The 25,679-nt window shown below is 42.2% G+C and carries 25 protein-coding genes; 15 read left to right on the top strand and 10 right to left on the bottom strand.

The window, feature by feature from the left end; translation table 11 throughout:
• Window positions 1-90 precede the first annotated feature (90 nt).
• The 6 genes from porV (at window position 91) to PHU20_RS17925 (ending at window position 6,432) form a co-directional block, all read left to right on the top strand.
• Window positions 91-1,236: a type IX secretion system outer membrane channel protein PorV gene (gene porV / locus PHU20_RS17950; RefSeq protein ID WP_274826792.1), complete on the top strand. Its 1,146-nt coding sequence runs from the start codon at window positions 91-93 to the stop codon at window positions 1,234-1,236.
• 77 nt (window positions 1,237-1,313) lie between these two features.
• Entirely contained in the window at window positions 1,314-1,802 is a 489-nt protein-coding gene (gene cdd / locus PHU20_RS17945; RefSeq protein WP_274826791.1) for a cytidine deaminase, read from the top strand.
• 201 nt (window positions 1,803-2,003) lie between these two features.
• Entirely contained in the window at window positions 2,004-2,999 is a 996-nt protein-coding gene (gene pdhA / locus PHU20_RS17940; protein WP_274826790.1) for a pyruvate dehydrogenase (acetyl-transferring) E1 component subunit alpha, read from the top strand.
• 7 nt (window positions 3,000-3,006) lie between these two features.
• A complete protein-coding gene (locus PHU20_RS17935) occupies window positions 3,007-4,623 on the top strand; it encodes a pyruvate dehydrogenase complex dihydrolipoamide acetyltransferase (RefSeq protein WP_274826789.1) in 1,617 nt (538 codons plus the stop codon).
• A gap of 82 nt (window positions 4,624-4,705) precedes the next feature.
• On the top strand, window positions 4,706-5,752 hold the full coding sequence (locus PHU20_RS17930; protein ID WP_274826788.1) for a M28 family metallopeptidase: 1,047 nt from the start codon (window positions 4,706-4,708) through the stop codon (window positions 5,750-5,752).
• Window positions 5,752-6,432: an SDR family NAD(P)-dependent oxidoreductase gene (locus PHU20_RS17925; protein ID WP_274826787.1), complete on the top strand. Its 681-nt coding sequence runs from the start codon at window positions 5,752-5,754 to the stop codon at window positions 6,430-6,432. Before PHU20_RS17930 ends, PHU20_RS17925 begins: the two co-directional genes overlap by 1 nt.
• A gap of 244 nt (window positions 6,433-6,676) precedes the next feature.
• Here the strand turns inward: PHU20_RS17925 and PHU20_RS17920 are convergent, their stop codons facing one another.
• Entirely contained in the window at window positions 6,677-7,027 is a 351-nt protein-coding gene (locus tag PHU20_RS17920) for a ribose-5-phosphate isomerase (RefSeq protein WP_274826786.1), read from the bottom strand.
• A gap of 108 nt (window positions 7,028-7,135) precedes the next feature.
• Here PHU20_RS17920 and PHU20_RS17915 point away from each other — a divergent pair, with 108 nt between their 5' ends.
• From PHU20_RS17915 to PHU20_RS17905, 3 genes are read left to right on the top strand one after another with little or no spacing between them, the layout of a single operon-like run.
• Complete coding sequence (locus PHU20_RS17915; RefSeq protein ID WP_274826785.1) at window positions 7,136-7,738, top strand: SprT-like domain-containing protein; 603 nt, start codon at window positions 7,136-7,138, stop codon at window positions 7,736-7,738.
• A 3-nt stretch (window positions 7,739-7,741) separates the two neighbouring features.
• Window positions 7,742-8,821 (top strand): mannose-1-phosphate guanylyltransferase, encoded by a 1,080-nt coding sequence (locus tag PHU20_RS17910; protein ID WP_274826784.1) that lies wholly within the window; start codon window positions 7,742-7,744, stop codon window positions 8,819-8,821.
• A gap of 2 nt (window positions 8,822-8,823) precedes the next feature.
• Complete coding sequence (locus PHU20_RS17905) at window positions 8,824-10,281, top strand: DUF389 domain-containing protein (protein WP_274826783.1); 1,458 nt, start codon at window positions 8,824-8,826, stop codon at window positions 10,279-10,281.
• On the opposite strand, the gene PHU20_RS17900 is transcribed toward PHU20_RS17905, so the two are convergent.
• Both PHU20_RS17900 and PHU20_RS17895 read right to left on the bottom strand, forming a co-directional pair.
• On the bottom strand, window positions 10,278-11,045 hold the full coding sequence (locus tag PHU20_RS17900; RefSeq protein ID WP_274826782.1) for an ABC transporter ATP-binding protein: 768 nt from the start codon (window positions 11,043-11,045) through the stop codon (window positions 10,278-10,280). The two genes, PHU20_RS17905 and PHU20_RS17900, sit on opposite strands and share 4 nt — an antisense overlap.
• Entirely contained in the window at window positions 11,045-11,782 is a 738-nt protein-coding gene (locus PHU20_RS17895) for an MlaE family ABC transporter permease (RefSeq protein WP_274826781.1), read from the bottom strand. The genes PHU20_RS17900 and PHU20_RS17895 overlap by 1 nt, the downstream gene beginning before the upstream one ends.
• 112 nt (window positions 11,783-11,894) lie before the next feature.
• On the opposite strand from PHU20_RS17895, the gene pafA reads away from it, so the two are divergent.
• Window positions 11,895-13,589: an alkaline phosphatase PafA gene (gene pafA, locus PHU20_RS17890; protein ID WP_274826780.1), complete on the top strand. Its 1,695-nt coding sequence runs from the start codon at window positions 11,895-11,897 to the stop codon at window positions 13,587-13,589.
• Window positions 13,590-13,604: 15 nt separating this feature from the next.
• Window positions 13,605-14,393 (top strand): glutamate racemase, encoded by a 789-nt coding sequence (gene murI / locus PHU20_RS17885; protein ID WP_274826779.1) that lies wholly within the window; start codon window positions 13,605-13,607, stop codon window positions 14,391-14,393.
• A 5-nt stretch (window positions 14,394-14,398) separates the two neighbouring features.
• Here the strand turns inward: murI and PHU20_RS17880 are convergent, their stop codons facing one another.
• Both PHU20_RS17880 and PHU20_RS17875 read right to left on the bottom strand, forming a co-directional pair.
• Window positions 14,399-14,893: a dihydrofolate reductase gene (locus PHU20_RS17880; RefSeq protein WP_274826778.1), complete on the bottom strand. Its 495-nt coding sequence runs from the start codon at window positions 14,891-14,893 to the stop codon at window positions 14,399-14,401.
• 83 nt (window positions 14,894-14,976) lie between these two features.
• A complete protein-coding gene (locus PHU20_RS17875) occupies window positions 14,977-15,363 on the bottom strand; it encodes a 2TM domain-containing protein (RefSeq protein ID WP_274826777.1) in 387 nt (128 codons plus the stop codon).
• A 487-nt stretch (window positions 15,364-15,850) separates the two neighbouring features.
• On the opposite strand from PHU20_RS17875, the gene PHU20_RS17870 reads away from it, so the two are divergent.
• A complete protein-coding gene (locus PHU20_RS17870; RefSeq protein WP_274826776.1) occupies window positions 15,851-16,147 on the top strand; it encodes an isoamylase early set domain-containing protein in 297 nt (98 codons plus the stop codon).
• A gap of 77 nt (window positions 16,148-16,224) precedes the next feature.
• On the opposite strand, the gene PHU20_RS17865 is transcribed toward PHU20_RS17870, so the two are convergent.
• The 5 genes from PHU20_RS17865 to PHU20_RS17845 form a co-directional block, all read right to left on the bottom strand.
• Entirely contained in the window at window positions 16,225-17,049 is an 825-nt protein-coding gene (locus PHU20_RS17865; RefSeq protein WP_274826775.1) for a thymidylate synthase, read from the bottom strand.
• Window positions 17,050-17,201: 152 nt separating this feature from the next.
• The gene (locus tag PHU20_RS17860) at window positions 17,202-18,572 is read right to left on the bottom strand and encodes a NupC/NupG family nucleoside CNT transporter (protein WP_420828689.1); all 1,371 of its coding nucleotides are present in this window, start codon (window positions 18,570-18,572) and stop codon (window positions 17,202-17,204) included.
• Between the two features lie 121 nt (window positions 18,573-18,693).
• Window positions 18,694-19,323: a bifunctional nuclease family protein gene (locus PHU20_RS17855; protein ID WP_274826773.1), complete on the bottom strand. Its 630-nt coding sequence runs from the start codon at window positions 19,321-19,323 to the stop codon at window positions 18,694-18,696.
• 86 nt (window positions 19,324-19,409) lie between these two features.
• Complete coding sequence (locus PHU20_RS17850) at window positions 19,410-20,378, bottom strand: electron transfer flavoprotein subunit alpha/FixB family protein (RefSeq protein ID WP_274826772.1); 969 nt, start codon at window positions 20,376-20,378, stop codon at window positions 19,410-19,412.
• 87 nt (window positions 20,379-20,465) lie between these two features.
• Window positions 20,466-21,212, bottom strand: coding sequence for an electron transfer flavoprotein subunit beta/FixA family protein (locus PHU20_RS17845; protein WP_274826771.1), 747 nt, complete (start codon window positions 21,210-21,212; stop codon window positions 20,466-20,468).
• Window positions 21,213-21,397: 185 nt separating this feature from the next.
• On the opposite strand from PHU20_RS17845, the gene PHU20_RS17840 reads away from it, so the two are divergent.
• The 3 genes from PHU20_RS17840 to PHU20_RS17830 all read left to right on the top strand — a co-directional run bounded on the left by PHU20_RS17840 (window position 21,398) and on the right by PHU20_RS17830 (window position 25,579).
• Complete coding sequence (locus tag PHU20_RS17840; RefSeq protein ID WP_274826770.1) at window positions 21,398-22,375, top strand: pyruvate dehydrogenase complex E1 component subunit beta; 978 nt, start codon at window positions 21,398-21,400, stop codon at window positions 22,373-22,375.
• A gap of 109 nt (window positions 22,376-22,484) precedes the next feature.
• Window positions 22,485-24,980 (top strand): DUF5686 family protein, encoded by a 2,496-nt coding sequence (locus tag PHU20_RS17835; protein ID WP_274826769.1) that lies wholly within the window; start codon window positions 22,485-22,487, stop codon window positions 24,978-24,980.
• A gap of 71 nt (window positions 24,981-25,051) precedes the next feature.
• Window positions 25,052-25,579: an inorganic diphosphatase gene (locus PHU20_RS17830; RefSeq protein ID WP_274826768.1), complete on the top strand. Its 528-nt coding sequence runs from the start codon at window positions 25,052-25,054 to the stop codon at window positions 25,577-25,579.
• Window positions 25,580-25,679 lie beyond the last annotated feature (100 nt).

Below are 25,679 nucleotides of genomic sequence, written 5' to 3'. Positions count from 1 at the left end.
CCCGTTTACCAATACAATAACCCTGAATTATTTTCGGGGATTTATGAATGCATTATATCCGGATATCCAATGAAATCAAGACCAATACCGATGAAGAAAATACCATTATTGTTATTATTGGCCTTTGCCGTGAAATTGTCGGCCCAAGATGATAGGGTCATTACAACGGCTGTCCCTTTCTTGACCATTGCTGCAGATGCCAGGTCTGCCGGGATGGGGGATATGGGTGTGGCGACTTCCACGGATGCCTTCGCACAGCAATGGAATCCATCGAAATTTGCTTTTGCCGAACGGAAAATGGGGATTAGTTTGAGCTATACCCCTTATTTGGAGAGTTTGATTACCGATATTTCTTTAATGAGTGCCAGCTATTATAATAAATTGGATGACCGAAGTGCATTTGCCGTCGGATTACGGTATTTTACCTTGGGTGAAATAGAATTAAGACAGTTCGCGAATGATCCCGGTACCGTGGCCAAACCCAATGAATTGGCCTTGGATGGGTCGTATTCCCTAAAATTGAGTCCGACGTTTTCGATGGCGGTAGGCGGTAGGTTCATACGGTCAAATTTAAAATTGACCCAAAACGGAAGTGAAGATTCCCAAGCTGCAACGGCATTCGCAGTGGATATTTCTGGGTACTATAGGTCTCGGGAAATTGCTTATGATAATTTTGATGGTCGATGGAGGGCCGGTTTCAATATTTCGAACCTTGGGGGTAAAATGACTTATGACGAAGGGGGGCAAGAGAACTTTTTGCCGACCAACTTGAGTCTTGGTGGTGGATTCGATTTTATCCTGGATCAGGATAATGTTCTTGGGATAACCGCGGAATTCAACAAGCTTTTAGTACCTACACCCCAAGATTTCAATGGGGACGGGTCGATCGACTCGGAAGATAACGACGAGTATCAAGAGGTGGGCTTTCTAAGTGGTGTTTTTAAATCATTCAGTGATGCGCCCGATGGTTTAAGTGAAGAATTGAAAGAAGTCACTTGGGCAATCGGTGCGGAATATACCTATCAGGATGCGTTTATGCTACGGGCAGGGTATTTCAATGAAAGTGAGGAAAAAGGGTCAAGGAAGTTTGTTTCCATGGGGGCCGGATTCAAATTTAAAGCGGCCCAGATAGATCTGTCATACCTTTTCTCTTCATCGCAAGTCACCAATCCTTTGGAAAATACGCTTCGTTTTTCCTTAACCTTTAGTTTAGGGGAAGAGTATTATAACGATTGACAAAAAAATATTATTGAATCAAAACCTGCCATTGTGCAGGTTTTGTTATTTTAGACGGCCATCAATGGTAATATGGTATGAGAAAACAAACGATTTCCTTTGAGTTTCAGGTTTATGAATCCATGGCCGAATTGGGTCAGGAAGACCAAAGGCTGATGCAGCGGGCCATCAAGGCTAGGGAAGCGGCATATGCCCCTTATTCCAGTTTTCTGGTCGGGGCCGCGATTTTACTCGAAAATGGAGAGGTTGTCATCGGCAACAATCAAGAAAACGCTTCCTACCCTTCAGGTTTGTGTGCGGAACGGGTAGCCTTGTTTTATGCCGGGGCCAACTATCCTGGCATGGTGATTAAGGCCATCGCGATAACCGCAATGTCCGAAAACCATCTGGTCGATACACCGGCCGCCCCTTGTGGTAATTGCAGACAGGCGATTTCGGAGTATGAATTTAGGCAGAAAGAACCCATTCCGATTCTTATGATGGGTGAGAAAGGCGAGGTCATTAAATGTAGTTCCTTGGCCGATATGCTTCCGCTGGGTTTCAATAATACGTATTTAAAAGGTTGATCCTGAAATGGGTTTGGAATAACAATGGGTGTTCCTTTTTGTTGTGCCATCGAACCTCCGAATACTTTTGTTTGAAGCTTTTATCTTTATTTTTTTTACTGATTGATTAATATGTGTATTTTTGTTTCGCTGATTTTCGGAGCCTTAAAGTCCGATTTTAGTGGCTTCATGAATTAATAATTTATAATTAAACTACGATTAATGGAAAAAATCACCAAAGAAACCTATCTGAAGTGGTACGAGGATATGTTGTTCTGGAGGAAGTTCGAGGACAAACTAGCTGCGGTATACATACAGCAAAAGGTTAGGGGTTTCCTTCATTTGTATAATGGTCAAGAAGCCGTATTGGCTGGGGCATTACATGCTATGGATCTTACGAAGGATCGAATGATAACCGCTTACAGGAACCATGTTCAGCCGATAGGCATGGGAGAGGATCCCAAAAGGGTAATGGCCGAACTTTATGGTAAGGTCACAGGTACTTCCAAAGGAATGGGTGGTTCTATGCACATATTTTCCAAAGAACATCGTTTTTACGGCGGTCATGGTATCGTCGGTGGTCAAATTCCCTTGGGTGCGGGTCTGGCATTCGCCGATAAATACTTTAAAAGGGATGCGGTAACGTTATGTTATATGGGAGATGGTGCCGTTCGCCAAGGTTCCCTTCATGAAAGTTTTAACTTGGCCATGCTTTGGCAATTACCCGTAGTATTCGTTTGTGAGAACAATGGGTATGCCATGGGGACTTCCGTTGCCAGGACATCACATTCCACCGATATTTGGAAATTGGGATTAGGTTACGAAATGCCTTGCGGCCCTGTTGACGGAATGGACCCGGTAACCGTGGCCAAGGAAATGAGCAAAGCCATCGAACGTGCGAGAAGTGGTGGCGGGCCTACTTTCTTGGAAATGAAGACCTATCGCTATAGGGGTCATTCCATGTCGGATGCACAGCACTACAGAACCAAGGATGAGGTTGAGGAGTATAAGAAAATCGACCCTATTTCACAGGTAAAGCAAGTTATCTTTGATAAGAAGTATGCGACCGAAGATGAAATAAAGGAAATTGATGGTCGGGTCAAAAAAAGGGTTTCCGAATGTGAGAAATTCGCCGAGGAATCCGATTATCCTCCATTAAACCAATTATATGATGTAGTCTATGATCAGGAAGACTACCCATTTGTACAACATAAATAATATTTAGATGGCAGTAGTGATTAATATGCCGCGTTTGAGCGATACCATGGAAGAAGGTACCGTGGCAAAATGGCTTAAGCAAGTTGGAGATAAGGTTGAAGAAGGAGATATCCTTGCGGAAATTGAAACTGATAAAGCAACGATGGAGTTTGAATCCTTCCATGAGGGTACCTTATTGTATATAGGTATTCCAGAAGGTGACGGAGCTCCCGTTGATTCACTCTTGGCCATTGTAGGCGAAGAAGGTGAGGATATTTCAGGATTGATTAATGGCGCTGATGCCCCTAGTGAACCGACTTCGGAATCCGCTGTCGAAGCTCCTGCTTCCAGTGCGACCAGCGAAGGGGCAGAAATACCGGAAGGCGTTGAAATCGTTAAAATGCCACGCTTAAGTGATACCATGGAAGAGGGTACTGTGGCTACTTGGTTAAAGAAAGTGGGTGATAAGGTTGAGGAAGGTGATATTCTTGCTGAGATAGAAACAGACAAGGCTACCATGGAATTTGAATCCTTTTATACCGGAACCCTATTATATATCGGTATCCAGGAGGGGGAATCTTCACCGGTAGATGCCGTTCTTGCCGTTATCGGTCCGGAAGGTACCGATGTAGACGCTGTTTTGAACGCAAAGCCCTCGTCAGGTAAAACCGAATCGGTTTCCAAAGAACCGGCTAAAGAAGAAAAAGTGGCCGAACCGGTCCAGGAATCCGTTAGTGGGACCACTTCGGATGGCCAACGTGTTTTTGCTTCTCCATTGGCGAAAAAAATCGCCAAGGAAAAAGGCATCGATTTAAGGGAGGTCAAAGGTTCTGGAGAACAAGGTAGGATCGTAAAGAAAGATATCGAGAATTTTGTGCCTTCACAAAAAGCAGCTCAACCTGCGGCAGCTTCAGAAGGGGCGGCTACATCTACAATCGCGCCCATAGCGTTGCCGGTTGGTGAGGAAAGCTCGGAGGTAGTGAAGAATTCGCAAATGCGTAAGACCATTGCCAAACGATTGTCCGAATCGAAATTCACGGCACCACATTACTATTTAGGTATTGAGGTCGATATGGATAATGCAAAAGCTTCGCGTGCCCAGATCAATGATTTGCCAGATACCAAGGTATCTTTTAACGACATGGTCGTTAAGGCTTGCGCCATGGCACTTAAAAAGCATCCACAGGTGAATACTTCCTGGGAAGGGGATACTACAAAATATAACCACCATGTCCATGTAGGTGTGGCGGTCGCCGTGGAAGACGGTTTGGTCGTTCCCGTACTTAAGTTCACCGACCAGTTGAACTTGACTCAAATAGGGGCATCCGTAAAAGATCTTGCAGGCAGGGCTAGGAACAAAAAATTGACACCCGCTGAAATGGATGGGAGTACCTTTACGGTTTCCAATTTAGGAATGTTCGGTATTCAAGAGTTCACCTCCATTATCAATCAGCCGAATTCAGCGATTTTATCCGTAGGGGCAATTGTTGAAAAGCCTGTGGTTAAAAACGGTCAGATCGTTATCGGTAACACGATGAAGCTTTCTTTGGCCTGCGACCATAGAACGGTTGATGGTGCCACAGGGGCACAATTTTTACAGACGTTAAAGGCTTATCTTGAAAATCCGGTAACCATGCTGGCATAAGTTCTGTACAAATATTAATGAATAATTGCATCCGCCTTTGGCGGATGTTTTTTTATCTTTAAAAACCAATACGATGTGTTTTATGAAGAAAATCATTCCCTATGCTTTGTTGTTGCTCATTCTAGGTTGTGGTGCCGCACAATCGGATCCAACCACTCAAAAGGGTATTCCGAGTGGTCCGGCCGGCGTAAAGGGAAGTGTCGGTACAGTGGAAAAAACCGGGATTAATGCAGTGCCGTCAGGAAATACAGCACCCGGCGAAATGTTCTCCGATCAAAGGAGGGTTTCCGATATCATGGATTTTTTGGCTTCTGATGCGCTTAACGGAAGGGATTCCGGTAGCCCGGGAATAGAAAAAGCCGCGCAATATATTGAGGGTGTTTTTGAAGAGAACGGGGTCATGCCCTATTTTAAAACGTATAAGGATACCCTTTCCAATTTTAATGAACCTGCCTATAACATCATTGGGATTTTGGAGGGAACAGATCCGGATTTGAAAAATGAAATGGTTTTGATAGGGGCACATTATGACCATATCGGAACCAAAAGGGCGGTTATGGGCGATACGATTGCCAACGGGGCCAATGACAATGCCTCAGGGACGACCACCGTACTGGAAATAATGCGTTATTTTAGTGGGGCAAAGACAAATAAAAGAAGTTTGGTTTTTGCCTTTTTCAGTGCGGAAGAAAAAGGATTGTTGGGGTCTAAACATTTGGCTGAACGGTTAAAGGAAAAGGAATTCAACTTGTATACCATGATGAATTTTGAAATGGTAGGGGTTCCCATGAAAGATAAGGGTTATTTGGCCTATCTTACAGGGTATCAAATGTCGAATATGGCAGAGGTCTGTAACAAGTATGCCCAGGATAAGGTAGTGGGGTTTCTGCCAACGGCCAAGGAATTCAATTTGTTCATGAGGTCAGATAATTATCCATTCCATCAAGAATTCAATGTGCCTTCACAGACATTCTCAACTTTCGATTTTACCAATTTCGACCACTATCATAAGGTGGGTGATGAGAATTCGGAAATGGATTTTGAACATATGGCCCAACTAATAAATACCTTCATACCTATTATAGAAGGGGTGGCAAATGGGGCAGAACAGGAAATTAAATATAACTAATGGCACATATAATCATAACGGGGACCAGCCGGGGCATCGGTTTTGAAATGGCACGACTTTTTGCCGAAGAGGGGCATAAGGTATTGGCCCTATCACGGAATGAGAAAACAATCGCCGCATTGGAGCATGATAATATAGCGGCCTTTCCTTTCGATATTACCAAGGAAGGGGATTTGTCAAAGTTGAATACCTATTTGGACAGTCAATGGAAAACCGTCGATGTGCTGGTCAACAATGCCGGGATGCTGCTGAACAGACCGTTTTTGGAAACGGAGGCCTCTGAATTTGAAGCGGTTTATAAAGTAAATGTGTTCGGAGTGGCAAACCTGACAAAACTGATAATTCCCAAAATGCCTAAAAACGGTCATGTGGTGACTATTAGCTCTATGGGCGGGGTGCAAGGGAGTATGAAATTTCCCGGACTTTCGGCCTATAGTTCGAGTAAAGGGGCGGTGATTACGATGACCGAACTCTGGGCGGAGGAATTTAAGGAAACAGGGCCGTCTTTCAATGTATTGGCATTGGGAGCGGTACAGACCGAGATGTTGGAAGAGGCATTCCCCGGGTACCAAGCACCCGTCACGGCTTTGGAAATGGCCAATTACATCAAGGATTTTGCATTGAGCGGACATAAATTGTTCAATGGTAAATTATTGCAGGTCAGCAACAGTACGCCTTAAATGAATTCAAGTTATTGTTGTTTGGGGAGGTAACCAAACCAAAAGACCAAACAGAAAAAACCCGATGCAACCCATAACCGGAAAATACCCGCGAAAAACCAAGGGATAGGTTTCGTTTTACATGAAATAGTTGGGTAGAGGGTTCCGGTAAAAGGTGCGCTAATTTCCGTTCCTATCGGTTTGAAGGCCCATTTGAACTTATCTTGAAAAGTCAAAGGTCAAAACAAAGTACTGGGGTGTTCGCTTAGTTCCACCAAACGGCGTAACCTTGCCTTCGTAATTCCAAGGATAGTTTTTCTTCCATTTCCAGGGCTTCGGCCCTTGATGTCAAGGGGGCTATATGATTATAGAGACTGGGGCGTAGGTACATGCCGTATTTTTCGACTATGGAAGCGGATATTTTATACCCTTTTTTATTCCTATACCCTGTTTTGTGCTGTTCAAAACGTTCTTTCGGAGTTTTACTGCTCATACCCACATAAAGGCATTGGAGTACCCCATTAAATTGAGGGTTGGCAGTCCTGAACCTTGCATTTTCGGTAAAAACCCTTTTTGTTAGTTCAATAACATACACTCGGTAAACAGTTTTGGACATTTTATATTTTACTTTGCTATCGGCCAATGTACTATTTTTTTGCAATGGGTGATGGTGAAAGTTGTAGGGCAATATTAACAAAGCCCTAAAAATCCTATTTTTGTTACAATGGATGATATTCTTTTGAAATATTTACCGGAAAGGGCAGTGCCCCCCTGTTTGGATCTTATTAAGACCTCAGGGGTAAATCTTAAGATCGTAAACAAAAGGGTTACCCGCCATGGCGATTATCGGCGTTTACCCAATGGCATGCACCTGATCACCATCAATGCTACACTGAACAAGTATCGTTTTTTAATTACTTTGGTACACGAAATCGCCCATTTGTCTGCTTTTGAGCAATATGGGAGACATATTAAGCCCCATGGATTGGAGTGGAAGAGAACCTTTCAATACTTGATGTTGCCTTTTATCAGGCCAGAGATTTTCCCTTTAAAATTACTCCCGATTTTAGCAAATCATTTTAAGAACCCTAAGGCCAGTAGTGATACCGATGCAATATTGTCTCTGGCATTGAAGCAGTACGATCCCCAGCATTTAAAGAAAACCTATATATTCGAATTGCCTTTAGGAAGTGTTTTCCGAATTTATAACGGTAAACTTTTTAAAAAAGGAAATAAACGCATAAAACGTTATGAGTGTGTTGAAATAACTTCAGGTAAACTATATTTGTTTCAACCCAACGCAGAAGTGGAACTAATAAAGAACTAAAGAATGAACAAAAATTATTACGCAGTTTTAATGGCCGGAGGGGTAGGTTCCCGATTTTGGCCCATCAGTACCAAAGAAAATCCAAAACAGTTCCACGATATGTTGGGTACGGAGCAAACATTGATCCAAAAAACTTTTCAACGCCTTAATAAATTCGTTCCGACCGAGAATATTTTGATACTGACCAATGAGCGTTATAATGATTTGGTCTTGGAACAATTGCCTTTGGTGAAACAGGAGCAGGTAGTTTTGGAGCCAGAAATGCGTAATACGGCACCCTGTATTTTGTATGCGGCCATGAAGATCCAAAAAATGAACCCGAACGGAGTTATGATCGTGGCACCCAGTGATCACTGGATAGAGGATGAGGTGGCGTTCGCAAAGGATGTTATCGAGTGTTTCGATAAGTGTGAAAAAGAAGAGGTGCTTTGTACTTTGGGGATCGTGCCGACATTCCCGAATACGGGATTCGGTTATATTGAATTTGATAAAGCGAGCACATCAAATCTTAAAAGGGTAAATCAATTCAGGGAAAAGCCCGATTATGAAACCGCTAAGGAATTCGTTTCCCAAGGTAACTTTCTTTGGAATGCAGGTATTTTCATGTGGAGCATTAAAACGATCATCAATGCTTTCCAGAATTTTCAACCTTCGCAATATGAGTTGTTCGCATCGGGAATGCAAGACTATAATTCCGCGAATGAAAGTAAATTCATAAAGGAGAACTATCCCAAAGCGGAAAATATTTCGATAGACTATGCTATATTGGAACAGTCCAAATCTATTTACGTACGCCCCGCCACTTTCGATTGGAATGATTTAGGTACCTGGGGATCCTTATATGACAAATTGGATAAAGATGCCGATGAGAATGCCATTGTCAATAGTAAAGTCCTTTGTCAAGACGCCAAAGGTAACATGATCCGCTCCCCAAAGGATAAGGTCGTTGTAGTTGACGGACTAAAAGACTATATCATTGTGGATAAGGAAGACGTACTTTTGATTTATCCGAAATCAAAAGAACAGGATATAAAACAAGTGTTGGCAAAGGTCAACGATAAGTTTGGCGACAAGTATTCATAATTATGGAAGAAAATGGTAAAAATAACATACCACCGAACCAAACCGATAGTGGGGAAGAGGTAAAAAAAGATATTCAGGGATTGCTCGGGAGTACAAAAAAGTTCCTTCTCGAACTTCTTGATATCCGTAGCAATACCGATCAAGACGCCACCAAAGAGGCGATTATCGCGGATATTCCTTTTAAAGGGCATACCTCATGGATCTTGATCTGTTCTATTTTTATCGCTTCGATAGGGCTTAATGCCAATTCAACCGCAGTGGTGATCGGTGCCATGTTAATTTCCCCCTTAATGGGGCCGATTTTGGGGATTGGATTGTCTTTGGCGGTAAATGACGTGGATACCTTACGCAGGTCTTTGAAAAACTTCACCGTAATGGTCGTCCTCAGTGTGTTAACGGCTTATTTGTTTTTTGCCATATTTCCTTTGCGGGATGAGTCTTCGGAACTTTTGGCACGTACCGCACCCGATATTCGGGATGTTTTGATTGCCTTTTTCGGTGGACTTGCCCTGGTCATTGCCCGGGCCAAAAAAGGGACCATTGCCTCGGTGATCTTTGGTGTTGCCATAGCAACGGCCTTAATGCCGCCCTTATGTACCGTAGGTTTTGGTTTGGCCATAGGGAATTATGATTACGCAAGTGGGGCTATGTATTTATTCAGTATAAATACCATTTTCATTGCCTTGGCGACCTTTTTGGTATTGAAGTTGTTGCGTTTTCCGATGGTGCGTTATGTGAATTCCCAGAAACGTAGGCTTATCGGTAGGTTGGCTTCACTTTTCGCAGTGTTGGTGATGATACCTGCAGGAATGACTTTTTGGGATGCACTTCAGGAATCCTTGTTTCGAAAGCAGGCACAACGTTTTATAGAGGATAAAATAGCGCCCTATCAATTTGAAGGTTCGGGCCGGTTTATGGAGGATTTTACCGATATTGAGTTTAATAAAGGGGAAAACCCATTTATAGAATTGGTTTTTATGGGGAATGAAACCGTTCCCGATAATGTGATCGCAACTTGGAAGAAGCAAAAGGATGACGGTAGTTTCGACAGGTTGAAGAATACCGAGTTACATATAATCCAGGGGTCCAAAAATGAACAACTGGATCAGCTTAAATATGTGGATCAGTTATATGAAACCCAAAAAACCGAGCTGTTGGATAAAGATGCAAGGATAAAGGTGTTAGAGGGTGAATTGGATAAATTGGGGCGATTATCGATTCCTTTTGCCGATGTGAGTGCCGAAGCCATAACCAATTATGGAAATTTGGAATCACTGGGTTTTTCCCCAACGATACAGACCGACTTTAAAAAGATCGATACCATTCCCGTTTTCGAAGTAAAATGGAAAACGGATGCGAAAAGGGTCCAAACTATTGAGGATACCAAAAAACTACATGCTTGGTTAAAATTAAGGTTGAAAGACAGTACGATCCAACTTAAAGAGATCGTACAGGATTAATCCCGTTCCTCAATATACATTTGCCTTACTTTTTTGAAGAGTTCGGAAGAATAAACAAAGTTGGTCACGGCTTCGTTGTTGGTTTTGAAGATTTCATCTTTAGTGCCTTCCCACTCTTTGATGCCGTGTTTCAAGAAAACGATTTTTTCGCCGATTTCCATGACAGAGTTCATATCATGGGTGTTGATAACTGTGGTGATATCGTATTCCTTGGTTATTTCTTGGATCAGGTTGTCTATGATTATGGCGGTTCTTGGGTCCAATCCGGAATTAGGTTCATCGCAAAACAGGTATTTGGGGTTCATCACAATGGCCCTGGCAATGGCGACCCGTTTCTGCATACCACCGGAAATTTCAGAAGGATATTTTTTATGGGCATCTATGAGGTTTACCCTATTGAGTACAAAATCGACACGATCTTGCATTTCGGATGGGGATTGATCGGTGAACATTTCCAAGGGAAACTTCACATTGCCTTCGACGGTCATCGAATCGAATAGGGCACTCCCCTGGAATACCATCCCCATATCCTGTCGAAGATTCCGTTGTTCCCGGGGTGATAATTCCGAATATATTTTTCCGTCGAGACTTATATTTCCCTTGTCAGGAGCATATAGCCCCAAAAGACATTTCAGGAAAACCGTTTTCCCGGAACCACTTTGCCCAATGATCAGGTTGGTCTTGCCTTTTTCAAGAACCGTGCTTATGCCCTTTAATATAGGGGTGTCTCCAAAAGATTTATAAATGTCGTTTACCTCTATCATTAGCCCAATAAAAGTTGTGTTAGAATATAATTCAAAATAATGATCACGACACTTGTCCAGACAAAGGAAGTTGTAGCGGCCTTACCCACTTCCAGCGCCCCTCCTTTCATGTAAAACCCGTGATAGGAAGGTATGGTCGCTAAAATAAAGGCAAATACCAGTGTTTTGATAAACGCATAAGTGACATGAAAAGGGATAAAGTCGAGCTGGATCCCTTCCGTAAAATCCGCACTTGTGCTAAAGCCACCGAAAACGGCTGCAACCCATCCTCCTAAAATCCCGACATACATGGATATGGCTATTACGAAAGGATATAAAAGTAGCGCAATGATCTTTGGGAATACCAAGTAATTAAGGGCGTTTACCCCCATTACTTCCAATGCGTCGATCTGCTCGGTAACCCGCATCGTACCGATACTACTGGTAATGTAAGAACCAACCTTGCCCGCCATGATGATCGAGCAGAACGTAGGGGCGAATTCCAATATGATCGATTGTCTTGTGGCGAATCCGACCAAATTTTTTGGTATAAGTTCACTGGTGATGTTCAATGCCGTTTGTATGGCGACAACCCCTCCAATAAAAAATGAAATAAATACCAAAATACCCAACGAACCATAAATGAGTTCGTCTATTTCTTTGAATAACAACGATTTCATTATGCGCCATTTTGTGGGCTTCCTGAAAACCTCTTTGATCATGATTGCATAACTACCTATTGATGCCAGATAATTCATAGAATGGAATAGACTTATAAGTGTAAAAATAGGAATTAAGAATGTCTTTTAACGTTCATTTAATTTTTTAAGTCTTTATTTATATATTTTTGTAGTATCAATTTTTCCATAAATGTACAAGAATAGAGTTTCCCTGATTTTACTACTGGTTTTAGTAATCTTCAACACGTTTGACACTTCAGCGCAAAAAAAATCAAAGAACAAAAGAACGGTAGCCAATACCATCGAAAATACCGAATATTCGTCGACAAAGCCCAAATTGGTGGTTGGCGTCGTCGTAGATCAAATGCGGTATGATTATCTGACCCGTTTTTGGGATCAGTATGGGGAGGGTGGTTTTAAACGCTTGATCGATAATGGGTTCAATTGCAAGAACAATCATTTTAACTATGCCCCGACCTATACCGGTCCCGGACACGCCTCGGTATATACGGGAACAACTCCCGCAACCCATGGTATCATTGCCAATGATTGGTACGACAAGGAACTCGACAAATCGGTATATTGTGCGTCTGATGACAGTTATACTTCCGTAGGGACCGCTTCGGATGCCGGTAAAATGTCGCCCCACAGGATGTTGGTCACTACCGTGACGGATCAATTGCGGTTACATACCCAACTTAGGGGTAAGACCATTGCGGTCGCCCTAAAGGATAGGGGGGCGATTTTGCCCGGCGGACATACGGCTAATGGGGCTTATTGGTTTTATGGTAAGAATGAGGGCAATTGGATAACCAGTTCTTTCTATATGGATGAATTGCCAAAATGGGTCAACGATTTCAATGCCTCCGATAGTGCAGAAAGTTATAAAAAGCCATGGACCACCTTAAAGGATATAAGTGCTTATTTGGAAAGCGGTTCGGACAATAATGCGTATGAAGGCTTGTTCGAGGGAGAGGTCACACCGACCTTCCCCCATGATCTGCCAACCTTATGGGAAGACAATGGAGCGTTCGACCTGATCAAGTCGACCCCTTATGGAAATAGCCTAACCGCTGATTTTGCCATCGCTGCCTTGGAAGGTGAGGATTTAGGGGGGGATGCAATTACCGATTTCTTGGCCGTGAGTTTTTCCAGTACGGATTATGTCGGACATAAATTCGGTGTCAATTCAAAGGAAGTCGAGGATACCTATCTTAGATTGGATAAGGATTTGGCCCGTTTGCTCGAGGCCCTGGATAAAAAGGTAGGCGAAAATGAATATGTCTTTTTCCTAACTGCAGACCATGCGGCGATCAATGTGCCGACGTATTTACAGGATCTAAAAATACCTGCTGGTTATATGGATAAGGATGTGCTTCAATCGAAATTCGACGAATTCCTTAAATATAAGTATGGTACGACCGATATCGTGAAGAATATCTCAAACCATCAAATGTTTCTTGACCATGACATCATTAAAAACCTTGATTTGAATATTGGGGATGTTGAGGAAGAAATAGCAAGGGAATTATTGGGTTATAGCGATATCGATAGAGTGTATACGGCCGAACAAATGTGGGAAAATGAATATACCGAAGGGATTCCTTATATTTTACAGAACGGTTTCAACCTTAAACGTTCCGGGGATATTCTTATGGTTTTAAAGCCAGGGGTGATCAGCTATTCGATTACGGGATCTACCCACGGTTCGCCACAGATCTATGATACCCATGTGCCGTTGCTTTTTTATGGTAAGGGTATAAAAAACGGGAGTACGACAACGCGGACGGAGATTTCCGATGTGGCACCGACCATTTCGGCTTTATTGGATATTTCCTTTCCTAGCGGTACTATAGGAAATCCGATTTCAAAAGTATTGGAGTAATTTATTGTAGGTATTATGGACAAGCATCCCATTGGTATTTTTGATTCTGGCGTGGGAGGGTTATCCATTTGGAAAGAGATCAATGCCTTACTGCCCCATGAGCCTACCGTTTATTTAGCCGATAGTAAAAATGCCCCCTATGGCGAGAAATCAAAGGATGAAATCATCCAATTGTGTATAAAAAATACCGAATTCCTGATAAAAAAAGGGTGTAAACTCATTGTGGTGGCCTGTAATACGGCCACCACAAATGCGATAGACTATCTACGTGCCCATTATCATTTGCCTTTTATCGGTATTGAACCGGCCATTAAGCCGGCGGCTTTACGATCGAAGTCGAAAAAGATAGGGGTGTTGGCCACGAAGGGAACCTTATCAAGTCTTCTCTTCCATAATACCGCAGAGAATCACGCAGAAGAAATACGTATTTACGAACAGGTAGGAACCGGTTTGGTCCCATTGATAGAAAGCGGTCGAATGGATGCTCCTGAAACAAGGGCCTTATTGGAAAAATATCTCGACCCAATGATCGCTGCGGGGATCGATTATTTGGTTTTGGGATGTACCCATTACCCGTATTTACTACCAGTCTTAAAAAAGATATTACCTGAACATGTACGGATAATAGATTCCGGAGAGGCGGTGGCCCGACAAACCAAGGCAATTTTGATTAAGAATGATTTGTTGGCCGATACCGTTGAAAACCCCATACACCGATTCATAACAAATGCCGATGTAAAAATCCTTCAGGGTTTTTTAGCGGGTTATGGCCCTTCCCTTGAAGTGGCATACTTCGATTTTTAAATCGATTATTTTCTATGATAGGTCAAATAGGTGAAGGCATGGTCGTGCTTTTCGTCTTTGGGGTGATAAACCGACTTTGTTAATTGCCAAACCGTTTCATCGATATCGGGAAAAAAGGTGTCGGCCTCAAAATCGGAGTGCACTTTGGTGATTTCCATCACATGGGCGAACTGTTCACCTTGTTTATAGATTTCTCCTCCACCTATGATAAAGGGGCAATTGTCTTCATGGGATAGGGAAATGGCATCCGTTAAGGAATGGGTTACCAAGCATTCCTTATGGGCCGTAGTGTAATTTTTGTCCCTGGTAACGATGATATGGGTCCTATTCGGCAACGGTTTTGGAAAGCTCTCAAAAGTCTTTCTTCCCATTATGATACAATGTCCCGTGGTAAGTTGTTTAAAACGTTTGAAATCATCGGGAAGATGCCAAAGTAGGTCATTGTCTTTGCCCAAAGCATTGTTTTCGCCCACGGCGGCTATCATGGTTATGGTCTGCACCTTTATTGGTTTTAAGGTTAATAAGCTACAAAAAGTAGACCGATCAATATTTTGATGAATAAAGCCTCTTTTTATCGAGTGTTCTATATTTCTTTTTTGTTGATTTTTGAAAGGGGAAAGTCCGTTTCGATTTCTTTTTGGATTTCGGCTATTTTTTGTTTTTGTTTTAAAACGAGTTTTTCACGCTGTTGTCTTTCCCAATCCTTTCCCATGAATTTTTGGGTCACGAAAACGTTGAAAACATGGATGGCAAACAAAAAGCCCCAAATGGTAATGGCCCAAATAAACCAATCATATTCAACTCCGAATTTCAGTATTTTATTGATAAGGATTAAGAAAACGCTACCAATCAAGAATAGGACAAAATGTTCATAAAGCCTCTTCTTTTGTTTGATACGTGCTTGGGCCGTTTCCAGCAGGTCATGCTGTTCCAAATTCACTTCCGATTGCTTTTTGTCTTTCTTAAACATACCAACAGCTATCTTTAGGTACAAAGATACGGCATTTGACCTATATTGGATTTTGGGTAGGTGTGGAATTATTCCATGTACATTTCGATGTTCAGGGGATATCCCAAAACAAAGGGTATCACTTACTGCTTACAATATTTTGCCGATTCCTTGTGAAAAGTAGGCACAAAACTATTAATGTAGCCAAATTGATTTGAAAAAAATCATGGGTTATTCGATTGCATAAGGTATAATAGGATACTGGGTTACAATATGGAAAAGGTAACAGGTGTGCTTTTTAATCAATACCACGGAATGGGGATTGGGTCGTATGCAATGGGGTTTAAAACGCGATAGGCGTTACTTACATAGTAATTAACATGCTAGGTTTTTGAGATGCAGTGCTAAATGTGTCCTATATATTAAGAAAATCACAAAAATGACATTAATCATTGGTTATGAGGTGTTTATTGCGTTAATTTTGTGTTGAATTTAAATTGTTCACGTTATGGGAATCGCAAAAAAATATTTAAAAACAAAGCCAGTATGTAAAGTGACTTTTACCGTACCGGCCGAAGATGCCAAGAAAGTTACCGTTGTTGGGGATTTCAACAACTGGAACCCCAAAGGGAGTCCATTGAAAAAATTGAAAAATGGAACTTTTAAGGGCACGTTTGACCTTCCTAAGGAGAATACCTATGAATTTAGATATTTGGTAGATGGAACCTATGTAAATGAAACAGAGGCCGATGGATACCAATGGAACGATTACGCCGGAACTGAAAATGCGGTTTTGGAGCTATAGTGATTGAAAGATAAAATCAAAAAAAAGGCGCAAAAGTGTGGACTTTTGCGCCTTTTTTTATGGTAGGATTTTTTTGATCATATGGCCACGGTCCCTTTAATATGGGGGTGCGGGTCATAATCGGTCAAGGTGAAATCTTCAAACTTGAAATCAAAAATGTCTTTTACCTCCGGGTTGATCCATATTTTTGGCAATGGTCTTGGTTCCCGGCTTAATTGTAATTCAACCTGTTCCATATGATTGTTGTAAATGTGGGCATCACCGAAGGTGTGTATGAACTCCCCGGGTTGATAGCCGCAAACTTGTGCCATCATCAAAGTAAACAGGGCATAGGAGGCAATATTAAAGGGTACTCCTAAAAAAATATCCGCACTACGTTGGTAAAGTTGACATGATAATTTGCCATTTGCGACGTAAAATTGGAAGAAAGCATGACAGGGGGGGAGGGCAGCTTTCCCGTTGGCAACATTTTCGGCAAAGGATTTGGAGGTATCGGGGAGTACGCTGGGATTCCAAGCGGATACCAACATTCTCCTGCTGTTCGGATTGTGTTTTAAACTATGTACGATCTCTTTGATCTGATCTATCCCTTCATTGTTCCAATTGCGCCACTGGTGTCCGTATACGGGGCCTAAATCCCCGTTGTCATCAGCCCATTCATTCCAAATACGCACTCCATTTTCTTGCAGATACGCAATATTGGTGTCCCCTTTTAAAAACCATAAAAGTTCGTGGATTATCGATTTTAAATGTAATTTTTTAGTGGTTACCATGGGAAACCCTTCACTAAGGTCAAAACGCATTTGGTGTCCGAAAACACTCAAAGTCCCTGTTCCTGTCCGGTCGCCTTTTTGGCAGCCGTTTTGCAGCACCTGTTTTAATAAATCGTGGTATTGTTTCATAATGGGGTAAAGGTAAATGGATAATGTTTACGGGTCAAAGGTCTCGTCCTTGGAGTTATTACATTTTATTAACGATGCATAACTGGGTCACGGTATTGGAATCTTCCCTTTACTGTGCGTTGCGGTACGGGGGGTGGGTGGATTGCCCAAGGTTACCCTAAGATCATTCCTGCAATCGTAGCGGAAAGCAAGGAAGCAATAGAACCGCCAAGTACGGCTCTCATTCCAAATTCGGAAAGCGTTTTGCGTTGTCCCGGTGCCAATGATCCAATGCCTCCGATCTGTATTCCGATAGAGGCGAAATTGGCAAATCCACATAACATATAGGTCGCCATGATGACAGACTTGTTGTATGTGAAGTGGGTAGCGTTGGCAATATTCTTCAATTCTGCCAATTGGATATACCCTACAAACTCACTTGCGGCCAATTTAATGCCCAATAACTGTCCCATCTGCATAATATCCTCGGATTGTACCCCGGTTAACCACATTAAAGGGGCGAAAATGGTCCCAAGGATAGATTCCAAGGAAAATGCCTGGTATGATGAATTTGCGGCAATCCATTCGTTCAAGGTGGTCATGTCACCGACCCATCCTAAGATACCGTTGATCATGGCGATAAAAGCCACGAAAACCAAAAGCATGGCACCGACGTTTACGGCCAATTTTAATCCCTCGGTAGTCCCATTGGCTATGGCATCAAGAAGATTCGCACCGATTTTTTCTGAGGAAACGGATACGTCGGTATTTACCGATTCGGTTTGCGGGTATAATATTTTTGAAATTACGATTGCACCTGGTGCGGCCATTACGGAAGCCGCAATAAGGTGTCTGGCGAATTCGAGCCTTAATTGTTGGTCGTTTCCTCCTAAAAAGCCAATATATGCCGCTAAAACACCTCCGGCAACCGTGGCCATGCCACCAATCATTACCAAAAGTATTTCCGACTTATTCATTTTTTCCAAGTAAGCCTTGATCATTAGGGGTGATTCGGTCTGGCCCAAGAAAATATTACCGGCAACAGAGAGGCTTTCCGGCCCTGAAATGCCTAAAGATTTGGTGAGTAACCATGCCAAGCCTTTTACTATTTTTTGGATGATCCCCAAATAGAACAAAACGGATGTCAGTGCTGAGAAGAATATTATGGTTGGCAGTATTTGAAAGGCAAAAATATATCCGATGTTCGGATTGTCAAGATTAAGAAGATTGCCTAGAATGAATTCGCTGCCTGCTAAAGTGAAATTCAAGAGTTCGTTGAAAATCATTCCCAGGAATTCAAAGATCTTTCGAATAAAAGGGACTTGTAAAATGCCTATGGCCAGCAATACCTGGATACTTAGCCCCATACCTACGGTCTTCCAATTAATGGCCTTTTTATTGGCGCTGAATACAAAGGAAATCAGGATAAGGGAAATCATCCCCAAAATACCCCGCCATAAACTTTGGGTTGAAAAGCCTGCGTTTGGAATGATTTCACTGGCTTGTTGGGTAGTTTCCGATGGGTTGATTATTGCAGATTCCATAACTGCCGATACCAAGGTATCTTGTGCGACATCGATTTGTGCGAAGGAAGTTAAGGATAGTAGAAGTACTGGAAAAAGCATCCAATAATTTTTTCTCATATTATAGAATGCTTATTTTCGTTTAATTGCGTTTTGATATTTCATCCCTTATTTTGGCTGCTTTTTCGTAGTCTTCGTTGGCAACTGCCTTTTCCAACTCTTTATTCAATTCGTCTATGGTCAATTCCGTAAATGCATCGCTTGCTCCTTGGTCTATTTCAACGGTTTCCCCTTCTTGAAGGATCTCATCGACCATGATACTGTCGTCACTTTTGTCTTTTTCGCTTTCCTTGGAGGTGAATTTTAAAAATATCCCGGCTTTGTCAAGGATGGTCTTATAAGTAAATATTGGGGCATTGAAGCGTAGGGCCAAAGCAATGGCATCGCTGGTCCTGGCATCTATTATTTCCTCGATCTTATCCCGTTCACAAATAATGCTGGAGTAAAATACCCCATCAACCAATTTATGGATGATGACCTGTTTTACCACAATATCGAACCGGTCCGCAAAATTCTTGAAAAGATCGTGCGTCAAAGGTCTTGGAGGCTTAATTTCCTTTTCAAGGGCAATGGCAATCGATTGTGCCTCAAACGCTCCGATGACTATAGGAAGCTTACGGTCTCCGTCTACCTCGTTCAATATAAGGGCATAAGCGCCATTTTGGGTTTGGCTATAGGAAATCCCCTTTATTTTCAATCGTACTAAACTCATAGGCTGTTATAAACCACAAAGGGCTGTTCAAATTAAAAGCATGGCCAATCCATTGAACAGCTCTTAGATGCGCAAATTAACAAAAATTAAGCGTTTTGGGCTTTAAATTCCCTTAATTTTTCGATGAGTTTAGGGACAACTTCAAAGGCATCCCCTACAATGCCGTAATCTGCAGCCTTGAAAAAGGGAGCTTCCGGATCTGTATTGATGACTACTTTTATTTTGGAAGAGCTCACGCCGGCCAAATGCTGTATGGCACCGGAAATACCAATGGCGATGTAAAGATTACTGGCTACGGGTTTTCCCGTTTGTCCCACGTGTTCGCTATGGGGTCTCCATCCCATATCCGAAACGGGTTTTGAACATGCGGTGGCAGCACCCAGTACCTCGGCCAGTTCTTCGATCATACCCCAATTTTCAGGACCTTTAAGGCCGCGACCGCCGGAAACTACAATTTCGGCATCCGCAATGGTGGCCTTGCCGACAACTTTGTCGATCTCGATCGATTTTACGGCAAAATCAGCCTCTTCCAGGGTGGGTGCGAATGCTTCGATACTTGCCGTGGTGCTGTTCTCGACCAAGCCGAATGAATTATTCAATAGGCCTAGGACCTTTATGTCGGTATCTATTTGGGACTGGGCAAAACCTTTGTTGCTAAAAACGGTTCTTTTAACGATAAAAGGGCTGGTGCCCTCAGGTACGGAAACAACATTGGCGATATAGCCGGCTTTCAGTTTGGCCGCGATGATCGGGGCAAGGTATTTTGAATCCGAACTTGAGCTGACTATGATGACCTGTGCGCTTTCCTGGTTAGCGGCTTGTACGATTGCATCGGCATATGCCTTGGCATTGAAGACGGCCAGTTGGTCGTTGGTGACCTTCAAGACTTTTGAAATGCCATATTGTCCCAAACTCCCATGGTCATTGGCTTGGATTGCAATGGCCGTTGCGGTAGTTCCCAATTGCTTGGCAACCTCATAGGCATAGGAAGCTACCTCAAAAGCGTTTTTTTTGAATTTGCCGTTATCCGATTCTGTATATACTAAAACTGACATATTTTTTAAAATTGTTTCCTGGATTTGCTACAGGAAGGTGTTATGGATTAATGGTTTTGGGGTTGTCCCGAATCATTTGAGTGGCCATTAGATCACTTTGGCCTCGTTGTGTAAAAGGGTTATCAATTCTTCCACATTGTCCGCATCAACGAGTTTAACGGCTCCTTTTGGAGCGGGTCGTTGAAATTTCACATCGTTGGTCGCCACTGTGGCGTCAATGGGTTCTACCACGTTCAAAGCTTTTTTTCTTGCCATCATGATACCCCGCATATTGGGTATGCGCAAATCGCTCTCTTCGACCAATCCTTTTTGACCTCCGATCACCAAAGGGAGGGTGGTTCCTAATTTTTCCTTTCCCCCATCGATCTCGCGGGTAGCGATAACATTGTTGCCGTCTATCTCGAGACCTATACAGGTGTTCACGAAATTTAGACCTAAAAGGGTGGCCAACATACCGGGTACCATGCCGCCGTTATAGTCAATGGATTCCCTTCCTGCTATGATAAGGTCATATCCTCCATTTTTTACGATTTCCGCCAATTGCTGGGCAACAAAGAATCCGTCGGTAGGTTCTGCATTTACGCGGATGGCTTCATCGGCTCCGATAGCAAGGGCTTTTCGTATGGTGGGTTCGGCACCAGGCCCACCAACGGTGGCTACATGTACTGTCGCCCCTTGTTTTTCTTTGAACCACATGGCGCGTGTAAGCCCGAATTCATCGTAGGGATTTATGACAAATTGCACCCCATTGGTGTCGAATTTGGTATCGTCATCCGTGAAATTGATCTTGGACGTCGTGTCGGGAACGTTGCTTATGCAAACTAGAATTTTCATAAATGTAATGTTTTTCAAGTCTTTGAAAGAATTAAGCTAAGATAGGTATTCTTTTTCAAAAATACTATGCATGCATAGTAAAATTTGTTGTTTTTTTACTTCCATAGGTCTATAAATTGATATATAATTTCCTATTTTTGTTTTCGTTTTATCCGTAGCGAAAACTATAAAATAAAAGTATTTAGATGAAGACATTACAGTTTAGGGAAGCCATAGCAGAGGCCATGTCCGAGGAAATGAGAAGGGACGAGTCCATTTATTTAATGGGTGAGGAAGTTGCAGAGTACAATGGCGCTTACAAGGCTTCAAAAGGTATGTTGGACGAATTTGGTCCTGAACGTGTTATTGATACGCCTATCTCCGAGTTGGGTTTCTCCGGTATCGGGGTGGGTTCTACGTTAACAGGTAATAGGCCCATTATCGAATTCATGACCTTTAACTTTTCATTGGTCGGTATCGATCAGATTATCAGCAACGCTGCGAAAATCAGACAAATGTCAGGTGGCCAATTCAGTTGCCCCATCGTTTTTAGAGGACCAACAGGTTCTGCAGGTCAATTGGGGGCGACGCATTCACAGGCTTTGGAGAGTTGGTTTGCAAATTGCCCGGGATTAAAAGTGGTTGTTCCTTCCAATCCCGCAGATGCCAAGGGGTTATTGAAGTCGGCCATTCGCGATAATGACCCGGTGATCTTCATGGAATCTGAGCAAATGTACGGGGATAAAGGTGAAGTGCCCGAAGGAGAGTATACGATTCCTTTAGGTGTTGCCGATATAAGAAGGGAAGGTTCCGATGTCACCATAGTCTCTTTTGGTAAGATCATAAAAGAAGCCGATAAAGCCGCTGATGATTTGGCCAAGGAAGGTATTAGCTGTGAGATCATTGACTTGCGCACGGTAAGGCCATTGGATTATGATGCGATCTTGAAGTCGGTTAAGAAAACGAATCGTTTGGTCATTTTAGAGGAAGCATGGCCATTTGGTAATGTCGCTACTGAAATTACGTTCCATGTGCAGAATAACGCTTTTGATTATTTGGATGCACCGATTCAGAAAATAAATACTGCAGATACCCCTGCACCGTATTCTCCAGTTTTGTTGGCGGAGTGGTTGCCGAACAAAGAAGATGTCATAAAAGCCGTTAAAAAGGTTCTTTATAAATAAAGAAGTACGGAATTGTAAAGGAAATTAAGCTTCTCCGACCAAGTGTTGGCGGAGCTTTTTTTGATTGGGCCATGTCTTATCGCAATGCGAAATTGAATAGATGTAGTAAATGAATAGATTCTTTTTTCCTTTTTTCATGTTTTTTACCATTGTGGCCCTATCCCAAACCAAGGTCGAGGGTAAGGTTGTCGATGAATTCGGTGAGCCAATTCCTTTTGCCGATATTCTTTTTAAGGGTTCTACCGAGGGTATGGTAACCGATGAAAACGGTAATTTTTATTTAGAGTCCGATACAACTTATGATGTTTTGGTGGTGTCCTATATGGGTTTTGAGACACAAGAGATCATGTTGCCCGCAAGGGTGAATTATAAACTGCGGATAGTATTGTTGGAGTCGAGTGAGCAGCTCGGGGAGGTCGTCGTTTTTGGGGGTAAACAACCCAAAAAGAATAACCCTGCAATCGATATTCTACGAAAAATATGGGCTAAAAAGCGGGTCAATGGGTTGCGGAAATTCAAACAATACCAATACGATAAATATGAAAAGGTAGAATTCGATCTCAATACCATTGATAGTGCCCTTATGAAGAAGAAAATCTTTAAGGGAATGGAGTTCGTCTTCCAGGATCTGGATACCTCGCGTATAACCGGTAAAACCTATCTTCCCATATTCCTGAACGAAACGTTTTCTAAAGTATATGGGGATAATATACAGAATGTGGAAAAGGAAGATGTGCTGGGCAACAAAAACTCCGGTTTTGAAAACAACCAGGCCATTATTGCATTTGTCGAAGATCTGTACCAAGATTACGATATATATGACAATTACCTGAAGTTCTTTGACAAGAGCTTTACCAGTCCACTTTCGAAAACCGGAATAGATACCTATAATTATGTTTTAAGGGACAGTGCTTTCATAGACAATAAATGGTGTTACAATATTACCTATTACCCACGGCGTAAGAATGAATTGACCTTTAAGGGCGATTTTTGGGTAAACGATTCTACGTATGCGATCAAGAACATCAACCTTGAAGTAACCAAAAGTGCCAATATCAACTGGGTCAAGGAAATCTATATTGAACAGGATTTTGAGGTGGTCAATGACTCGGTTTTCCTATTGCAACGGGATTATATGTTGACCGATTTCAGTTTAAGGAAAAAAGAGGATTCAAAAGGGGTGTACGGCAAAAGAACCACCGTTTATGGGGATTATCGGTTCAATATGCCCCGGCCCAAGGAATTCTATAAGGTGAAAAGTAGTGAATTCGATCCCATCGTACTGAATAGGGATAGTGTTTTTTGGCAGAACAATAGGTTGGAGGCTTTGAACAAGGATGAAAAAGGGGTGTACCAATTGTTGGATACCCTCAAGACCGTCCCTAAATTCAAATCCATTTATAATATAGTAAGTATATTGGGTTCAGGATATGTTGAGATAGATAAATGGAATCTCGATCTCGGGGACATCTATAGTGTTTTTGGTTACAACGATGCGGAAGGGGTTCGGTTCAGGGGAGGTGCGAGGACCTATTTCGGTCAAAATGACCCTTGGCGGTTGGAAGGGTACGTGGCTTATGGCTTTTTGGATAAAAAGGTAAAATATGGCTTTTCCGGTAAATGGCTATTGGATAAAAAAAGCAGGTTGATCGTCTCGGGAGGAAATCGACGCGATGTGGAACAATTGGGGCTTAGTTTAACCGCCACCAATGATGTGATGGGGCGGAGCATAGCCTCTTCTTCGGTGTTGACCGTGGGATCTAACGATAGGCTTACCAATATCAATTTAAGTACGATAAATTTCGACATAGAGCCCGTAACGAACCTTAGGGTTCTGGTCGGTAGCTCTTTCAGGACCTTGAGTTCCGCCTTGCCCGATGCCTTTAATCTCGATTATGTAGATCCGGATTCGCCCACGGGTATATCTTCGGAAGTAAAACAATTCGATGTGAATACCATGGTCGTTTATACCCCAGGGAAAAGAACCATTGGATACGGAGTGGAGCGAAGGGAGATCAATGATACCTATAGTACCTTATTGTTGAATTATACAAGAGGTTTCGAAGGATTTCTCGAAAGTGATTTCAATTATAGTAAATTGCAATTCTCGTATAGTCAACCCTGGCAGCTGGGTGGCTTTGGTCGGCTAAAGAGCACCATTGAAATAGGGAAGACTTTTGGGGAGGTGCCCTTAAGTCTTTTGAATGTAGTGCCGGGGAACCAGACCTTGTTTACGATTTATAATACTTTTCCCAATCTTGATTTTTACGAGTTCGTTACAGATACCTATACGTCCTTGCATTTGGAACATAACTTTAATGGAAGGTTGTTTTCAAGGATACCCCTGATCCGTAAACTGAACTTAAGGGAGCTTGTCGGATTAAGAGGGGTTTGGGGCGAATTGTCCCAAGGGAATATTGATTTAAGCTCCCCGACCAATATTATCTTACAGGCCCCGAATAAAAAAGTATATTATGAATATTCGGTAGGTGTGGGTAATATCCTGAAGTTTTTTAGGATAGATTTTAATTTTAGGGGTAATTATTTCGAAAATCCGGACGCAAGAAGGTTTAGTGTAACGGGGGAATTCGGATTTCATTTTTAAAGGTATTTTAAGGAATGTACAAAAGCTAATTCAATCTTTTGAATATCTTTGTTGAAGAAAAAAATTAAATTATGAGTAAAAAACCAACCGTCACTTTTGATGTACTGATTGAAATACCCAAGGGAAGTAGAAATAAATATGAATATGATTTTACCTTAAATAAAATTCGATTTGATCGAACCTTGTTTTCGTCAATGATGTACCCAGGTGATTACGGGTTTGTTCCTGAAACCTTGGCCTTGGACAAAGATCCCTTGGATGTATTGGTTTTGTGTACCGAACCTACTTTCCCCATGGTGGTGGTAGAGGTCAAACCTATAGGGGTTTTTCATATGACCGATGAAAAAGGCCCCGATGAAAAAATTATCTGTGTGCCCATTTCAGACCCGATATGGAGTAAACGAAACGATATCATGGATGTTAATCCACATAGATTAAAGGAAATAGAACATTTCTTCCAAGTGTATAAGGACCTGGAAGAGAAAAAAGTCGATGTAGGCGGTTGGGGCGATTCCAAAGAGGCTATTCAAATTTATCATGAGTGCGTTGAGCGCTATGAAAACAGTGAGCATAAGAAAAAACGGACGTTCACTATTTAAACCTTAATTTAAGCGTATTTAAAATAGCTTTTCAATATTGAAAAGCTATTTTTTTTATCAATATTCACTACTTTTGCCAGTATTTTAAAAACTTAAATTA

Source organism: Maribacter polysaccharolyticus (assembly GCF_028882255.1).
In the GTDB taxonomy this organism is placed as follows: Bacteria; Bacteroidota; Bacteroidia; order Flavobacteriales; family Flavobacteriaceae; genus Maribacter_A; species Maribacter_A polysaccharolyticus.
The sequence above is the reverse complement of the archived record's forward strand: the minus strand, read 5'-3'. Positions and strand labels throughout refer to the sequence as shown.

What these genes read in the sequence shown, in the direction of transcription:
- porV (WP_274826792.1), top strand. Translation starts at nt 91, where the DNA reads ATGAAGAAAATACCATTATTGTTATTATTGGCCTTTGCCGTGAAATTG.
- cdd (WP_274826791.1), top strand. Translation starts at nt 1,314, where the DNA reads ATGAGAAAACAAACGATTTCCTTTGAGTTTCAGGTTTATGAATCCATG.
- pdhA (WP_274826790.1), top strand. Translation starts at nt 2,004, where the DNA reads ATGGAAAAAATCACCAAAGAAACCTATCTGAAGTGGTACGAGGATATG.
- PHU20_RS17935 (WP_274826789.1), top strand. Translation starts at nt 3,007, where the DNA reads ATGGCAGTAGTGATTAATATGCCGCGTTTGAGCGATACCATGGAAGAA.
- PHU20_RS17930 (WP_274826788.1), top strand. Translation starts at nt 4,706, where the DNA reads ATGAAGAAAATCATTCCCTATGCTTTGTTGTTGCTCATTCTAGGTTGT.
- PHU20_RS17925 (WP_274826787.1), top strand. Translation starts at nt 5,752, where the DNA reads ATGGCACATATAATCATAACGGGGACCAGCCGGGGCATCGGTTTTGAA.
- PHU20_RS17920 (WP_274826786.1), bottom strand. Translation starts at nt 7,027, where the DNA reads ATGTCCAAAACTGTTTACCGAGTGTATGTTATTGAACTAACAAAAAGG.
- PHU20_RS17915 (WP_274826785.1), top strand. Translation starts at nt 7,136, where the DNA reads ATGGATGATATTCTTTTGAAATATTTACCGGAAAGGGCAGTGCCCCCC.
- PHU20_RS17910 (WP_274826784.1), top strand. Translation starts at nt 7,742, where the DNA reads ATGAACAAAAATTATTACGCAGTTTTAATGGCCGGAGGGGTAGGTTCC.
- PHU20_RS17905 (WP_274826783.1), top strand. Translation starts at nt 8,824, where the DNA reads ATGGAAGAAAATGGTAAAAATAACATACCACCGAACCAAACCGATAGT.
- PHU20_RS17900 (WP_274826782.1), bottom strand. Translation starts at nt 11,045, where the DNA reads ATGATAGAGGTAAACGACATTTATAAATCTTTTGGAGACACCCCTATA.
- PHU20_RS17895 (WP_274826781.1), bottom strand. Translation starts at nt 11,782, where the DNA reads ATGAATTATCTGGCATCAATAGGTAGTTATGCAATCATGATCAAAGAG.
- pafA (WP_274826780.1), top strand. Translation starts at nt 11,895, where the DNA reads ATGTACAAGAATAGAGTTTCCCTGATTTTACTACTGGTTTTAGTAATC.
- murI (WP_274826779.1), top strand. Translation starts at nt 13,605, where the DNA reads ATGGACAAGCATCCCATTGGTATTTTTGATTCTGGCGTGGGAGGGTTA.
- PHU20_RS17875 (WP_274826777.1), bottom strand. Translation starts at nt 15,363, where the DNA reads ATGTTTAAGAAAGACAAAAAGCAATCGGAAGTGAATTTGGAACAGCAT.
- PHU20_RS17870 (WP_274826776.1), top strand. Translation starts at nt 15,851, where the DNA reads ATGGGAATCGCAAAAAAATATTTAAAAACAAAGCCAGTATGTAAAGTG.
- PHU20_RS17865 (WP_274826775.1), bottom strand. Translation starts at nt 17,049, where the DNA reads ATGAAACAATACCACGATTTATTAAAACAGGTGCTGCAAAACGGCTGC.
- PHU20_RS17860 (WP_420828689.1), bottom strand. Translation starts at nt 18,572, where the DNA reads ATGGAATCTGCAATAATCAACCCATCGGAAACTACCCAACAAGCCAGT.
- PHU20_RS17855 (WP_274826773.1), bottom strand. Translation starts at nt 19,323, where the DNA reads ATGAGTTTAGTACGATTGAAAATAAAGGGGATTTCCTATAGCCAAACC.
- PHU20_RS17850 (WP_274826772.1), bottom strand. Translation starts at nt 20,378, where the DNA reads ATGTCAGTTTTAGTATATACAGAATCGGATAACGGCAAATTCAAAAAA.
- PHU20_RS17845 (WP_274826771.1), bottom strand. Translation starts at nt 21,212, where the DNA reads ATGAAAATTCTAGTTTGCATAAGCAACGTTCCCGACACGACGTCCAAG.
- PHU20_RS17840 (WP_274826770.1), top strand. Translation starts at nt 21,398, where the DNA reads ATGAAGACATTACAGTTTAGGGAAGCCATAGCAGAGGCCATGTCCGAG.
- PHU20_RS17835 (WP_274826769.1), top strand. Translation starts at nt 22,485, where the DNA reads ATGAATAGATTCTTTTTTCCTTTTTTCATGTTTTTTACCATTGTGGCC.
- PHU20_RS17830 (WP_274826768.1), top strand. Translation starts at nt 25,052, where the DNA reads ATGAGTAAAAAACCAACCGTCACTTTTGATGTACTGATTGAAATACCC.